The 15,415-nt window shown below is 32.3% G+C and carries 15 protein-coding genes and 1 pseudogene; 10 read left to right on the top strand and 6 right to left on the bottom strand.

All coding sequences use genetic code 11. The features are described 5' to 3' along the window. Positions 1-42: 42 nt before the first annotated feature. Together QA612_RS09880 and QA612_RS09885 are read left to right on the top strand one after the other, a co-directional pair. Positions 43-516, top strand: coding sequence for an ImmA/IrrE family metallo-endopeptidase (locus QA612_RS09880; RefSeq protein WP_278283647.1), 474 nt, complete (start codon positions 43-45; stop codon positions 514-516). Positions 517-530: 14 nt separating this feature from the next. Continuing rightward, positions 531-1,913, top strand: coding sequence for a recombinase family protein (locus QA612_RS09885; RefSeq protein ID WP_278283648.1), 1,383 nt, complete (start codon positions 531-533; stop codon positions 1,911-1,913). Between the two features lie 955 nt (positions 1,914-2,868). On the opposite strand, the gene QA612_RS09890 is transcribed toward QA612_RS09885, so the two are convergent. Genes QA612_RS09890 through QA612_RS09900 form a run of 3 tightly spaced genes read right to left on the bottom strand, consistent with a single transcriptional unit; the run spans position 2,869 to position 5,210 of the window. After that, positions 2,869-3,474, bottom strand: coding sequence for a hypothetical protein (locus QA612_RS09890; RefSeq protein ID WP_278283650.1), 606 nt, complete (start codon positions 3,472-3,474; stop codon positions 2,869-2,871). Between the two features lies 1 nt (position 3,475). Beyond that, entirely contained in the window at positions 3,476-4,072 is a 597-nt protein-coding gene (locus QA612_RS09895) for a hypothetical protein (protein WP_278283651.1), read from the bottom strand. After that, a complete protein-coding gene (locus QA612_RS09900) occupies positions 4,041-5,210 on the bottom strand; it encodes a hypothetical protein (RefSeq protein ID WP_278283653.1) in 1,170 nt (389 codons plus the stop codon). The genes QA612_RS09895 and QA612_RS09900 overlap by 32 nt, the downstream gene beginning before the upstream one ends. A 295-nt stretch (positions 5,211-5,505) precedes the next feature. On the opposite strand from QA612_RS09900, the pseudogene QA612_RS09905 reads away from it, so the two are divergent. From QA612_RS09905 to QA612_RS09915, 3 genes and pseudogenes are all read left to right on the top strand, one after another. Continuing rightward, positions 5,506-6,195 (top strand): annotated as a pseudogene (locus tag QA612_RS09905) (ABC transporter substrate-binding protein); the annotation flags it as partial. 147 nt (positions 6,196-6,342) lie between these two features. After that, a complete protein-coding gene (locus QA612_RS09910; protein ID WP_278283654.1) occupies positions 6,343-7,116 on the top strand; it encodes an ABC transporter ATP-binding protein in 774 nt (257 codons plus the stop codon). Next, a complete protein-coding gene (locus QA612_RS09915) occupies positions 7,100-7,906 on the top strand; it encodes an ABC transporter permease (protein ID WP_278283656.1) in 807 nt (268 codons plus the stop codon). The genes QA612_RS09910 and QA612_RS09915 overlap by 17 nt, the downstream gene beginning before the upstream one ends. A 196-nt stretch (positions 7,907-8,102) precedes the next feature. Here QA612_RS09915 and ytkD read toward each other — a convergent pair whose 3' ends face one another. From ytkD to QA612_RS09930, 3 genes are read right to left on the bottom strand one after another with little or no spacing between them, the layout of a single operon-like run. Beyond that, the gene (gene ytkD, locus QA612_RS09920) at positions 8,103-8,588 is read right to left on the bottom strand and encodes an RNA deprotection pyrophosphohydrolase (protein ID WP_481804432.1); all 486 of its coding nucleotides are present in this window, start codon (positions 8,586-8,588) and stop codon (positions 8,103-8,105) included. A 7-nt stretch (positions 8,589-8,595) separates the two neighbouring features. Continuing rightward, a complete protein-coding gene (mobA, locus tag QA612_RS09925) occupies positions 8,596-9,267 on the bottom strand; it encodes a molybdenum cofactor guanylyltransferase (RefSeq protein ID WP_278283657.1) in 672 nt (223 codons plus the stop codon). Continuing rightward, the gene (locus QA612_RS09930; RefSeq protein WP_278283658.1) at positions 9,268-10,056 is read right to left on the bottom strand and encodes a formate dehydrogenase accessory protein FdhE; all 789 of its coding nucleotides are present in this window, start codon (positions 10,054-10,056) and stop codon (positions 9,268-9,270) included. 246 nt (positions 10,057-10,302) lie between these two features. Between QA612_RS09930 and QA612_RS09935 the strand changes: the two genes are divergently transcribed. The 5 genes from QA612_RS09935 (at position 10,303) to QA612_RS09955 (ending at position 15,415) form a co-directional block, all read left to right on the top strand. Beyond that, complete coding sequence (locus tag QA612_RS09935) at positions 10,303-11,214, top strand: polysaccharide deacetylase family protein (RefSeq protein ID WP_278283659.1); 912 nt, start codon at positions 10,303-10,305, stop codon at positions 11,212-11,214. A 253-nt stretch (positions 11,215-11,467) separates the two neighbouring features. Beyond that, positions 11,468-12,238, top strand: a complete 771-nt coding sequence (locus QA612_RS09940; RefSeq protein WP_278283660.1) for a hypothetical protein — start codon at positions 11,468-11,470, stop codon at positions 12,236-12,238. Positions 12,239-12,360: 122 nt separating this feature from the next. Beyond that, positions 12,361-12,708 carry a hypothetical protein gene (locus QA612_RS09945; protein ID WP_278283661.1) on the top strand — a complete coding sequence of 116 codons (348 nt, stop codon included), beginning with the start codon at positions 12,361-12,363 and terminating at the stop codon, positions 12,706-12,708. Between the two features lie 176 nt (positions 12,709-12,884). Then, positions 12,885-13,625 carry a class I SAM-dependent methyltransferase gene (locus tag QA612_RS09950; protein WP_278283662.1) on the top strand — a complete coding sequence of 247 codons (741 nt, stop codon included), beginning with the start codon at positions 12,885-12,887 and terminating at the stop codon, positions 13,623-13,625. Positions 13,626-14,401: 776 nt separating this feature from the next. Then, positions 14,402-15,415, top strand: a complete 1,014-nt coding sequence (locus QA612_RS09955) for an alpha/beta fold hydrolase (protein ID WP_278283663.1) — start codon at positions 14,402-14,404, stop codon at positions 15,413-15,415.

The raw sequence follows: 15,415 nt of genomic DNA on the forward strand, positions 1-15,415 counted from the left end.
ATGAAATAAGAACATTTGTTCGATAATTTTTGGGAGGGACTCATGAAAGCTATATACAAACCAACACCATTAGAATCCTGGGTGTCACAAAGATATAAAAGAATGGGTATTTATAATCCGTCAGATTTGGATGAGAAACGAATTTGTGATGCATTAGGTATATTCTTCAAAAGAATAGAAAAAAGTTCTCACAGTATAGAACAAGGGGCATTTAAGCTTATTGCAGTGAACAGTCTATTAACAGTAGCTGAACAGAGGGAACAGTTTTATCATGAACTAGCTCATATATTGAGACATTCAGGCAGACAATCAATGATGACAAGTGCATTTCGAGAGCTCCAGGAATGGGATGCATCCCATTTTACTCGATATGCTGCTATTCCTTTTCATATGCTCCACCAGTTTGATTTAAATGATCAAAACATTGTCAAAAACCTTGCAGAACAGTTTCAGTGTACCCCAAATCTTTGTCATGAAAGATTAGAGAAAATTTATAATAATAGTAAGGTCGTTTAAAAGGGTGATAAGTGATGAAATGCGTTATTTATATTCGTGTATCAACAGAGGAACAAGTGAAAGAAGGTTTTTCAATTCCTGCACAACGTGAACGGCTCCGTGCTTTTTGTCAGAGTCAAGGATGGGAAATAGTAGAGGAATATATTGAAGAAGGAAAGTCAGCTAAAGACTTAGAAAGACCAAATTTGAAAAAGTTATTGAAAGATATCAAAAGAAAAGAGATTGATATTGTTTTAGTTTATCGCCTGGATCGTCTTACTCGTTCTGTACTCGATCTATATCAATTGTTAAAAACATTTGATAAAAATAATGTTGCCTTTAAATCAGCCACAGAGGTCTATGATACCTCTACAGCTATGGGAAGGTTATTTATCACATTGGTTGCTGCCCTTGCACAATGGGAACGTGAGAACCTTGCAGAACGTGTTAAATTTGGCATTGAACAAATGATAGATGAAGGAAAAAAACCTGGAGGACATTCTCCATATGGATATTATTTTGACAAGGATTTTAACTGCACAATCATCGAAAAAGAGTTGGATATAGTGAATAAAATTTTTAATTGGTATATAGAAGGTTTTGGCTATCGTTCTATAGCCAAAAGGCTTAATAATATGGGAATTAAACCTCGATTAGCTAAAGAGTGGAACCATAATTCTATAAGAGATATCTTAATGAATGATATGTACATCGGTACATATCGCTGGGGATCGAAAATGATTTTAAACAATCATGAACCGATTATTTCAGAACCAATCTTCTATAAAGTTCAAAAAGTTATGGAATCTAAGACAACAAATAGTTCAAGAATCGGAAAGTACCCTTTAACTGGAATATTACGATGTGGCAGCTGCACAGAACATAATATGCAAGGTTTCTTTGATAAACGTGATCAAAAATTATATTATCGTTGTTTAAAGTGTAATAAAATGACCTGGGATAAAAGAATATTGGAGCCTTTGTTGGATGAAATAGAAAAGTTAATTACATCTAAAGAGTATTTTCTTAGTAAAGTAGAAACTAGTAATTCCTCTCAAGTTGATATTAAAGAAATAATAATGCAAATAGAGAGTATTCAAGCTCAAAAGGAAAAATGGTATGACGTTTTTATGGATGATAAAAACCCAATATCTAAAGAAGTTCTATTTGAAAAAATAAATAACCTTAACAAAAAAGAAGATGAACTTCAGCAGCAGTTATATAAATTGGACGTTGATGATGACTCTCCAGAAGAAAAATACGAAATGATAAAGAGGTTAAAAAACTTTAAAGAAGTATACTTAAATTCAAGTACTGAAGATCAAAAATACCTGCTTCATAAAATATTTGAAACAGTTGTTATGTATAGGGAGTCAGGGAAAAACAAGCCGATTACTATTAACTATACATTAAAATAAATTAATTAAATATACGTTTTGTGTAAAGTTGCATCAATATATCCGAAAAAACAGGGGCTCAGTTGCCTCTGCTTTTCTTATTGAGATTAGTTATGTACTTTATAAAATTAACCACAGATTCATTTTTTATATCTATGTTTCCTTCTAAATTCTCCACCTGTATAGAAATTGGATAAAAAGTTAGATGTTCATCTACTATTACTTCTTCGTTGGTCTGTTCAGCAATCATTTCGATAACAATACTATGTTTGGTTTCACCTTGTGTATGCGCAACCTGATTGTCATCAACCCAATAAACATTAATTTCTATGGAATATTCTGATGGATCACTTACAGAATCTTACATCTTAAATTTAATATTTACTTCTTCCATTTAGTCCTTCTTTTGAAATACACTTATTTCGACTAGACCTTATTTTAATTGTGTCGAAAATAGCCAACTCCACACCCTTCTTTTCTGTGATATGATTACTTTATACACGGGAATGCATTGGTGAAACCTCCATTAAAGGAGGTGATAAGTCAAGTGTTTGATATTACAACAGCAATGTTCATGATAGTACTCTTCACGTTTCTTCATAATCATTTCGAACAAAAAAAATAACCCACAGCAAGCCGACCAAAGCTAAAAACCTGGGATTATTTTTTCGGAGACTTGCCAAATGCAGTCCCACAACGGTGATTAGGTGGTGGTCCACCTTGTCACGGTTTTTTTTATACTTTCATTATACATTATAACAAGTTGTTTCCAAAAAAAAAATTAAAAAATTAAGGTACAGGTTATAGATACAAATTAATTAAAAAGGATTAGTCAACCGATGGTTTTAAATCTATTTTGAGGCACTGGTAGTATATATAATATCACTCATTTAGCAATTATGATTACCATACGAATATAGGTAAAATTATAACAATTGATTGTAATTATAGGTTTATGACATAACAGAACACTTTATTAAAGCGATGAAATATTACTCTTTACTTCATCAATTAAAGCAACAGCATTACTTTTATCTGTAACTGTATTTAATAATAAATCTAAATATTTTCTAATTCTTATTACTTTGTTCCATTGATCGGAATTTTCAGAATACACCTGGATTGAAAGTTCTTTACAAAAGGCCGTATAGAATGTTAAATCTAATTTTGAATAATGTATTATTACTAATTCTTTTATAGGTCCATTTTCCTCAGTAATTAATTCAAAAACTTTTTCAGATGGTACATGTCCTATGGCTTCATAAATAGATTTTATAATATCAACATTATTACTATACTCTGAATTAATTTTTTTAAGGAATTTTTCCTGTTCTTCGTCTTTATCTAACGACTCTTTTCTGTTATTTAAATAGTAGATGAAAAATGCTACAAACCCTGATAAAAAGCTACCAATAAATACAAAAGACGTACGTAAAATGATTTCAAATATGTTTATGTTTGTTTCATCTACCAAAATTCCACGGTTAATTATAAATAATATAAGAGTAAATGCTGTACAAAGTGCAGTGAAGCTTATTAAAGTAGCAAATATAAAAAAAGAATTTGAAAGAATTTTTTTCACTTTATGTTTTCCTCATTGAAACTCTTAATGATTCTGCTATTTGTTCTCTGTACCAGTCAACATCTGGTGTTGATGGTCCCTTTTGGTTATGAACATCAGCAATATTAGGATTAGAACTTGACTGCTCCCTATCCTCCTCTAAGTCTCGCTTTGTTTCCTTAGAGGAGGATTGCACTTTTTTTATTTGTTGCTTCACATCCGTAAGTATTTCACTTTTTAACTTAAAAATAAACTCAATATATTTTAGGGAATTCTCATCTTCAATAAAAAACGGTGTATAACATTCATCACAAACTAACATTTCTGTAAGCACAAAAGAAGTTAATATCTTGGGTAAGTTACAATTCACACAATTATATTGATAATTCTTCTCGAAAACTGTAGCTTTTCCTGTTGATAAGGAAATGAAAAAATTTAATGACTTTTTGGAATCTAAACTAAATTCATTAGCAAATCTGTATGGGTTAAAATATTCCGCATTTAATTTTATTTCTTTGGTAATGTGACTTTGTAATAAAGGATAGTATTGATCGAATGGATAATGCTTTTCAAGAAAAGGTTTAGCTTCATAAATAGTCTTTAATTTTGTATATAACATAATCCTCCTTTAACCTCCGATCTGTTTTAGTGTTATAGAAGTGTATTTCAAGAGAGCCATTCTTTTCACGCAAACTAATTTCTACAAAAGAAAATTCTTTCCCTACAGGGACTTTGGTAAAATCCTCTTTATCAAAACGCCAATATAGAGAAATTTCAGTTAGTTCCTGTTGTTCATGAATTAAATCTTTTAAGTTCCAATATATTTTCTTGTTATATATAGGGTCTCTTTTAGAATTCCTAGTTGCAGATCTAGTTAATTCACGATCTAAAAATGAAATTGCAAAAACATAACCTTCATAGAAAATTTCGTCTCCTAATTGAGAGGAAAGGTCTTGGTAAAATGCAGATTTTACTCGATCTATATAATTATCTGGATCTTTTAGTTTCAAATCCTCTTCAAGAAAGTTTGTTACTTTTTCAATTAATGTTGATTCAGTAAATTCGTCCATATGTTTTTTTATTACTTTTTCAGCTTTATATGATTCATCTTCAAACATTTGAAATAAAACTTCATGTATTGATTTACTATTGAAATTAGAAATAGTGAAGTCAAAATCTTCATTGTCATTTATATCGTTAATTACAAGTTGGTGTATTTCATGTAAATTGGTATTTGACATTTTCACATGGTGTAATCTTACTTTCACAATAGCAAAATCATTTTCAAAATCCAATATACAAGGGATATATAAAGAAGCTTTCACTTCGCCAACTTCAGCAACACCACTCCTATATAACAAAACCACTTTATTATCAACTTGTCTTATAGTAATCAGTTTAGTTTCCGAAGGTAGAGTCATGGCAATTCTTCTATTTATTTCTTCTGCATCAGAATGTCTTTCCATAAACTCATTAGCATCAATCTCTGAAATAAGAGGGAGAATAAAAATATGGTCTGGAACATCAAATACTAATTTTTCAAACAACTCATTCTCAATTTCTGAATCGTCAAAACCATCACGAACTTTTTTGTTAAGTAAGTCAGTAATTTTAGCCCATCCAGTTACCCCTTCTGCTTCATTATACGCTTTGTTAAAATCAGGAATATGCTTTCCAATTAGAGGCTTGAGATACTGAACTTCAAAATTTCTTATTAATGGCACGTTATAAGTATTTAACAACTCTGCATCACTCATATTATCCCTCCTATTAATGTATCCAGTACAATTAAATTCAACTATAACATTATTTAACATTAGATATCATTTAATAGAATTCTCTGAAAAATTATAAATTCCTGCAAAAAATATAAATATACCTCAAAAAAAGACTATACAATCAAATATTTTTAGAATTTATTATATCTCTTTTCATATCCGTTATAGGATAACTTTATTTTTTCTCCGAAGCAATCTTTCACCTTTAATTAATAAATCTCTATACTCTTTAACTCCCCCAATTTAATATCAATAAACAAGATTACCCAGTTTTATAGTTATTCTTGCACAATTGACCCAAACAGATGGGACATTCCTTGTTTCACGCGAACCTGTTGATAATTTTGAATGGGACGATTTAAAGGGAAGCACTTTCCTTGGGCAACGTGCAGGTGGAATGCCTCAAATGGTTGGTGAATTTGTTCTTAAGCAACATGGTATTGACCCTCATAACGATTTAGAATTAATTCAAAATATTGACTTTGGAAACATTCCTTCTGCCTTTGCCTCCGGTACGGGAGATTACGTACAGTTATTTGAACCACAAGCTACTCAATTTGAAGAGGAAGGGATTGGCTATATTATCGATTCCTTTGGAACTCAATCTGGTAATATTCCATATACTGTTTATATGTCTAAGGATAGCTTTATCAGTGAAAACGAAGAAACAATTGAGAAATTTACTAGAGCACTTTATCGAGCTCAGCAATGGGTACAGGAACAATCAGCAGATGTAGTTGCAGAGGCTATTTCGGAATTCTTTGACGATACTTCTTTAGAGACTATTGAGCAAGTAGTAGAACGTTATCGTGACCAAGGATCCTATGCAGACACACCATTATTACAAGAGAATGCCTGGTATCTATTACAGGAAATGATGAATGAAGCTGGTGAATTGCCAATGGAAGTACAATACTCTGACTTAGTTAATACAGAGATATCAACGAAGATAATGGAAGAATAGTAAAGGTATAGAGTTTAAATGAACGTACGACAAATTACTAGGAAATAAATTCATTAAAAAGCAATGTCTCGAAAGGAATAGTGCCTTTTGAGACATTGTTCAACCCTTTTATGGAAGAAAGTTACAGTATTGAGAGGAGGTTTTATAATGGCTTTTCTTCAATTAGATAACGTTGATAAAACATTTTTTTCTAAGGATACGTTTACAGAAGCAGTAAAGGATATAAGTTTTTCTGTTCAACAAGGAGAATTTGTTTCTTTAATTGGTCCAAGTGGATGCGGTAAAACAACCCTCCTATCACTAATTTCTGGTCTAATTCTTCCTACAAGTGGAACAGTGAAACTGGACGGAAAGAACATTAAAAAACCTACACCTGAAACAGGCTATATGCTTCAGCAAGATTACTTATTTCCTTGGTTAACAATAGAAGATAATATTTTCTTAGGATTGAAAACGATGGATAAATTGACAAAAGAGACAAAGGAAAATGCTATAGATTTATTAAATCAAATGGGGTTAAAAAATAAACTAAAAGACTACCCTAATCAACTATCTGGCGGAATGAGACAGCGGGTTGCACTTGTGCGAATGTTATCCACAGACCCTAAATTACTATTATTAGATGAACCTTTCTCAGCATTAGACTTTCAGACAAAGCTCAAATTAGAAGATTTAGTATATTTAACAATAAAAGATCACGAAAAAACAGCTATTTTAGTAACACACGATATTGGTGAAGCTATCGCAATGAGTGATCGAGTTATTTTGCTTGATCATAGTCCAGGTAAAATTCACAAAGTTTTTACGATCCCAGATGAATTAAAATATAAGCAGCCTTTCGAAGTTCGAAACCATCCTTCCTATAATAATTGGTTTCAAGAGGTATGGAAGGAGTTGGAATCTCTTGAAAACTCTAAATGAAAAGCTTCATCGTGATTATGTAAATAAATTAGCTAAAACAAATCGTTATATTCGATTATCTCAAGTTTCCATGCTTATCTTCTTTTTTTCATTTTGGGAGATAGCTACTGTAAACCGATGGATCGATCCTTTACTATTTAGTTCTCCATCAAGAGTATGGAATCTTTTTCTAACTAGAATGCAAGATGGAAGTTTGTTTACCCATACTTCTGTTACCTTATTTGAAACTATACTAGGATTCTTACTAGGTACGATTTTAGGAACAATGATGGCTGGAATACTTTGGTGGTCACCATTTTTATCAAGAGTGTTAGACCCATATATCGTCATTTTAAATTCAATGCCAAAAGTAGCCCTTGGACCGATATTAATTGTAGGATTAGGGCCAGGCTTTACTTCAATCGTTGCCATGGGGGCATTAATTTCTGTCGTCATTACTACAATGGTTGTGTACAGTGCATTTAAAAATGTAGATGAGAATTATCTCAAAGTAATTAAGTCTTTTGGCGCGTCAAAAAGACAATCCTTTTTTTCAGTAATATTTCCCGCTTCCTATCCCACCATTATTTCAACTTTAAAAGTCAATGTTGGGCTTGCATGGGTTGGAGTAATTGTAGGTGAATTTTTAGTATCTAAGCAAGGATTAGGATATATGATTGTTTATGGATTCCAAGTATTTAATTTTACTCTTGTCATGCTATCACTTATCATAATTGCTATCCTTGCAACAATTATGTATCAATTAGTTGAGGTATTAGAGAGAAAACTTATTCATAAACATCAATCATAAGAAAAGCGTAAGGCGCCCCAATTATGCCTAACTACAGCCCACGTCCTGTGGGCAATGGCGTAATGTCACCGTCCTGGCTCTGGCGACAAGCAAATGTTCTGCCAGATAAAAAGCGCTTTTTTACTTTTTTTGCTGGTAGGTTATTTGACCTCGAGCCTCTGGCGCCTTAAGCTAGATATCATTAATAAAACTTATATTAAAAAAACCTTCGATTAACTTCCTTTATACTCAGCTCTAATACATCATCTTTCATAATGAAGCTATACTGATCATTCGTACGTACATTTGTAGGTATTTTTTTTAGTAGCTTTGGTCCCTTGGTTTCAAAATAGTTTTTCTTTGAAATTAAATCTTCTACAACAGCAAAGTAAACATTTTTTATAACTACTTCACTTTTTCCCTCTACCTTGTATTGACCAATGTAATGGAGTTCTGAAACAATTCCTCCAGTTTCTTCAAAAACTTCACGCTTAGCAGCTTCTGATGGAGCTTCACCTTCTTCAACCTTCCCTCCAGGAAATTCCAAACCTCTTGAAGGATGAATAGTTAATAGCCAGTTACCAAGATATTGACTTATAACCCAAACATGCTTTGGACTTTTTGAAAATGGGTGGTCAGCAGTGGAGAAGGAAACAAGATTATTATAGAAGTCTGTAAATTCTTTTGTAACTATGAAGACCACCTCCAGTCTAGTATCTATTCTGAAATTTATGCTTTTCTATAAATAATTTTAAATTGAAATGTTGTGCCTTTATATAGTCCTCTGGACGATTCATATTAAAAAAAGCCATTTCAACCTCTTCCTCAGTAAATCCTTTTTTATAGAAGTCCCTCTCAGAAATAATACAAACATCTAATTTTTCTAATAGTTCCGTTATTTTTAACGTGTTACTATTTAAGCTGTTTTCTACTTCCTGAAGAATAGATCGATGATATAAAGCATAGAGAGGGTGTAGCTTTCCGTTTATTTTCGGGACAATTCCTCCTATAGGCTCTTGTCCTATTAACGATATCATATATTGGCCAATGGGTTCATTAAAGAAAGGGAGATCACATGCCACTACAAAACACCATTCATTAGTAGAATGAGTAATACCAGAATGAATACCTGATAAGGGTCCTTTCCCTATGTGAATATCTTTTGCAATTTTATGTTGAATAAAACTAAACGCTTCTAGATTATTGGTAATTAATACGATATCATTCGTAATATTATTTAAATGCTTTTCAATACGATTTACTACCTTTTCTCCATTTATCTCTAATAAAGCTTTATTCGTTCCCATCCTACGTGATTTACCACCAGCTAAAATAACACCAGTTACAGGCTGTACAATATTTTGCAGTACCTTTTTACTCATTTAATTAGAATCACCATATCCTTCTTCCTGCGCAACAAAATCTAAAGGTAGTGTTTCTAAGTCTATAAGTGCAGCAGATTTCTTCTTATCTTTTTCCTTCTCAACAAGCTTTAAATAGTTCCTACAGGTTTTACACACTTCCAATAAGATAGAATCATCTTCTTCCATGCCTAAATATATAAGCATTCCTTCACGATCTTCTCCACAATGCACACATGCATTTTTTTTCTGATTCCAATCTGTTTCGCACCGTGGACATGTTAGCAATTTATTCTCCCCCTCATCTACTTTTCCTAATCGAGGTGGTTCTCCACAACATGGACAAGTCCCCATTACATCAAATTTATGAATAATGGTAGTACACTTTTCACTAACAACATGTAAAAATGGTCTTAACGCTTGTTCCGCAACAAAATGAGGCACCCATGCTTCAAGATCATTTTTCACAGAAAATGATTGGAAAAATTCTGTATCAAACATGATGCTAGATTTAATCCAATTCACTAGCTCTTCTTTCTTAAGCTGCTTTAAGGTATCAATTAGCTTATTTTCGATTAATGTGTTCTGTTCTATGAGAACATGTGCAATTTGTAGTAATGCTTCATGAAATAGAGGAAGCGGTATTGGAACCTGTTTTAATTGAGGTAAAACTGGTTTTTCAAAATTTAGCTCTTCTTCTATAATCTCTAATTCAATATTTTTTTCAATATTAACTTTTATTTTCTGCTGTGCTTCCATCATTTCATATTGAAGGGTTAAGTAGTCTTCTGACACAATACCTGATTCCATTCTTTCACCTTCCTTGAAGTTTGATTACATTTATAACATTTTTATTTACAGGACAATTCCATTCTCCCCCATTATATAGTTGAAAGGACAGGGATGTCTATGATAGACAAGTTAGGTTTTTCTATAAGTTACTTGTCATAGATAAAGAATAATGTAAAAATAACATTAGATGAGGAAGAGACAGGACCATGTGCTTCTGTATACAAAAAATATCTACGAACAAAATAACTTTTTTGGAGCAAAAATATGAAACGTTCGAACAAAATGATAGTTATATTTCCCCTGCTAGCATTCACCCTACTAGTATCCTTTTTATCTTATTATTTCAAACATGACAATGTTTCTAATACTACAATACTAGAAGGTCATCATATAATCTATAGTATGAATAAGAAAGAGATTCTTTTACCATCTATTGAAGAACAACACTCAATAGCCCAGGCGGATATAAAGGATATAAAAAATCGATGGGAAAGTGAATCATTACATCCAACACAATGGGGGGAGCAGGTTACAGGAGTAAAAAACAAGTTAGAAACGAATGACCATGTCATTGCCTTAACTTTTGATGCCTGTGGCGGTCCATATGGCAGTGGGTATGATGAGAAATTAATTAGGTATTTAAGAGAAAATAATATACCTGCAACTTTGTTTATCAATGCTAGGTGGATTAAAGAAAATAGAAGTGTATTTCTTGAATTAAGTGAAGACCCTCTCTTTTATATTGAAAATCACGGGACAGAGCATCTACCGTTATCAATTAATGGTGGAACAGCCTGGGGAATAAGTGGTACGAAAAGTGTAGAAGAAGTAATAGCCGAAGTTATGGAAAATCAACTGCTTATCTCAGAAATAACAGGAAGAAAACCTAGTTTCTTTCGTTCAGGAACTGCCTACTATGATGAAGTTGCGGTGAATATTGTTAATGACCTAGGGTTATCTGTCGTAAATTATAATGTTTTAGGTGATGCAGGAGCTACCTTTACTAGTGAGCAAGTGAAAAATTCTCTACTAGCTTCTCAACCAGGTTCAATCGTCTTACTTCACATGAATCAACCAACTAGTGGTACTGCTGAAGGAATAATAGAGGCAATTCCCATCCTACAACAACAAGGCTTTGAATTCGTAACATTATATGATTATTCTCTATCTGAATGATATTATTGGAATAAATTCATATGTATAAAATAGCTATCATTCAATTTCATACGTATCAATTTATTAATCGTTGTGAATGATAACATTAAAACAAAAATTGTTATTATCCATTCGCATCTTAAAATAAGAGTCATTATTATTCCAATGTATATCTCCTATACATGTTACCTATTTCGTTAATAATTTTTATCTATTATAATATATATCTAAGTATATTATTGACTATTCTACCTACCTACTTTGAGGTGAAAAAATGACAAATAGAAAGAAATTATATTATTTAGTTGGAGGAATAGCCCTATTCGCCTTATCATTATCTTTATTTTTCATGTACACAAATGAACCACAACAAGAGTCTCAACCAATTGCAATTAGTGAAACAATAGAACCAGATGAAGAAACGATTGCAACTGATATTGAATCCATCAACATTGCTGAAGAAAGAGAAGAGAATTTTGAAGCAACTATGGAAGATAACGAAGAGGATGAAGAAGATCTTCGAGAATTTGCAGAAGAAGCAATTGAAAGAGTAACTCTCACTCCACTAGAAGCACCAAGTGAGCAATCATTCTTTGAACATGCACGCCTTGACCAAGTACTATCCAGTCTTATGGGGAGCAACTTTACTGAAGACATTGAATTGGAGGATGAAGCAAGGTGGGTAGCTAGAGATCTTCAAGCATGGATGCAAGTAGCAACAGAGACTGCAGATTTCAGTTATTCAGATGAAGATTTTTTAGCATTTGTTGAGGAAGAAAACTTTCTAGAAGAGGATGACTTAAAGAAGACTGTTCTTGTAAATGAACTGAAGAGAATAGATGATTCATTGTATGTACGACATTTAGAATACCATTACTTAAAACCTTTTATATGGAATAATATTGAAAGTCATTTCAGTTCACAAAGCAGTCAAAATCATAGAGAAACAGATGAAGAGTATTTATATCGAATTTTCCTCCAATTTGAAGATGAAGTCACGAATCATTTATTAGAATCATATCCAGAACTCCAAGAAAATATGTAAGTATAAGGTGTACCAAATCTCTATTGGTACACCTTATTTTATTTTTCTCGACAATAGGCCTAATCAAAAAATAAATTACTATAATATATATTAAATAGCTTGATATTAAAGGAGTGAACAATATGGTTCGAAGTATTTACTTTTACTTAGTTATGTTAATTACTTTAGTAATGATGATTGGTGGCGCTGTTTCTTCATTTATATTTCTAAGTGATATAGTCTTTCCTACCCCTTATTACGAGTCATTTGATGAATATTCATTAAATCGCGCCTATTTTAATGACAAAAGCACCTCCAATGAGGATCTTTCACACGAGGAATTATATGAACGCTATGAACAATTAAAATCTGACTCTATTGATAGAGAAAAAGCATACGCTAAAAATGGTTTTTTTAAAAGTCTCGCTTGGATTCTAATTCCATTACCCGTCTTTTTTATTGCACGGAAACAATTAAAAAATAGAGAATAGTAGATGAAAAAAGTCATACTTGAGATTTAAATTAAAGTTTTGAGAAGTATAGCAATGTTTTTATTAGTAAAACTATATAAAAAAATGCTCTGATAAAAATTGGTGAGTTGTCTCACTGAAAACAAATAGCTATCTATGATTTAATGAATGTAATAATATAGGTAGGTGAAATCAAAATGGACTTTTACTCCACATTAAGTAATTATTATGATGATATTTTTGCTACGAATGAAAAAGCAATTTCATTAATTGAAAGCCTTGTATTACAAAAAACAGGGGCTATATCCGTATTAGATTTAGCTGCAGGAACTGGAGCAGAGGCAGCAAAGTTGACTCAAAAGGGATATAACGTAGTAGCGACAGACATAAATGAGGATATGGTATCACTAATGAACAAAAAGAATAGCCATTTATTAAAACCATTTCATGCGAAACAGATGAATATGAAAGACATAGGAACACTTTCTCCACAGACATTTGATATTATCCTTTGTATCGGTAATTCTTTTGTGCACTTAGATAGTCATAATGAGATGATAGACGTTTTAGATGATTGCTATGAACGATTAAATAACAATGGAATACTAATTATCCAAACTGTAAACTACGATCGAATATTCGAAAAAAATATAATGGAACTACCAATCATTATTAATGAAGAAAAGGAAATTCAGTTTGAACGTTCTTATAAACTAGAGGACCCTTGGATTATCTTTGAAGGAAAAATAACTATTAAGAACAACGAAGAGACGAATGAATTAAAAAATGTTACGAAGCTTCTACCACTTAAAAAGGATTCGTTTGTAAATATTATCAAGAAATCTAGTTTCTCACACTTTGATATTTTTGGTAGCTTTAATAAGGAGGAATTTACAATCAATTCCCCTGCATTAGTCGCAGTTTTAAGAAAAGTTTGATGTGATTATAGATAAACATCAAGGTGGTTCATCCTTTACTGGTGAACGCTTTCACCACAGGCAATAGTCACCTACTGCATTTCGGGCGTCTAGAACCCTTTTTATTTTCAGGGTGACAGCCCATGCAAGTGTAGATTTGCACCATAGGGGATGAAAATACTTATCAAGTAGGTTCATTTGTTACAGGTAGCAGCTTTCCGCGGGCTATGCCTCAGCCTCCACACTTCGCATTATCGTGCCGAATTGTCGGGTCTTCTGCTATTGCTTTTCCCGCTGGAGTCGTCACCCTTCACTACTGAACCGTCTATTTTCAGGGTAGAAAAAAAACATAACCTTATATAACTCTTACAAAGAAAAAAAGGAAATGCTCTTAGCCTAACGGGTTCTGTTACCTATCACAAATGTCAAAAATGCATTGCAAACTGAGTGTAAAAATGTACGCTAAATTGACACTCAATTTTTGTTGATATTGTAGGGTTTATCATTAAATCAATACAAAATATGTATCATAAGTTGCAGTACAAATTGTCCATATACACTGGCTGGTGTATATGGACAATTTTATATACAATTCCAGATATATTTAACCGAGCATATTTTTAAGGTTAATCATATATTAGTTATTTATTTGAATATTTCAAAAAATAATCTAACTATATATGTTAAAATATGTATATAGTTTGTGAACAAAGCTACTTAAACAAACGGGGAGTTGAAGAAACAATAAATCTATTGAGAAGTATAGGTAAATACATTATTGGAAAGGAGCTGTGAGTGTGCTTTTAAAGTCTTTTGAAAAACCTTTGAATAACATTAGCGGAAAAAGTGGAATAGGCATAACAACAAAAGAGTACTTGGAAATTAACGGCTCAAAACAAGGAATAATCATTGAATCTTTAAATCAAGGCAACCCTCTATTATTATTTTTACATGGTGGTCCAGGATTTCCTGCTTATCCTATCATTAAAGCTCATGGTATTAGGCTCGAACAGTTCTTCGACGTGTGTTATTGGGACCAAAGAGGAACAGGAATGTCATATCATGCTAAAGAAGCTAAAAAACCACTGACCGTCGAACAGTTAGTTGACGATACTATTGCAGTTGTAAATTATCTGAGAAGTAAATATTCACAAGACAAAGTGTTTATTCTTGGTCATTCATGGGGGACTTACCTTGGAAGTCTTGTAGCAAGTATGAATCCTGACCTTTTCCACGCTTATATTGGAGTTGGTCAAGTAGGCTCACCAAAAGAATCGGAAAATGAAACATATAACTTTATTTTAAAAACGGCAATCAATCACAATGATAAACGAGCGATTAAACAAATAGAAAATATAACATTTGATGAAAATTACTATAAGAATCGGTTATACGGTTCAGTTAGAGCTAAATTTACGAACAGGTATGGAGGTGGCTTTAAGCACAGTGGATACTCGAATTTTGAAAATCTAAGACAAGTTCTTTCTTGTCCAAATTATACTCTAAAAGAACGAATGAATATTTTTCAAGGGAGTGTTTCCAGCTACCAGTCATTAGCTCATGTTATGGCAACAACCGATTTGGTACATCTTGTTCCAACGCTTAACCTCCCAGTCTTTATACTTCAGGGGTTGCATGATTATCAAACAACACACACCCAAGCTAAACGTTTTTATGAATCAATTGAAGCTCCATACAAGAAAATGTACACCTTTAATAATTCCTCACATACTCCTTTTATTGAGGAGCAGGAACGTTTTTATAATATTATTCAAGATGAAGTTTTGGAAATTATTAAGAGGAATCAATAA

It is taken from the genome of Evansella sp. AB-P1 (assembly GCF_029688925.1).
GTDB lineage: Bacteria > Bacillota > Bacilli > Bacillales > Salisediminibacteriaceae > Evansella.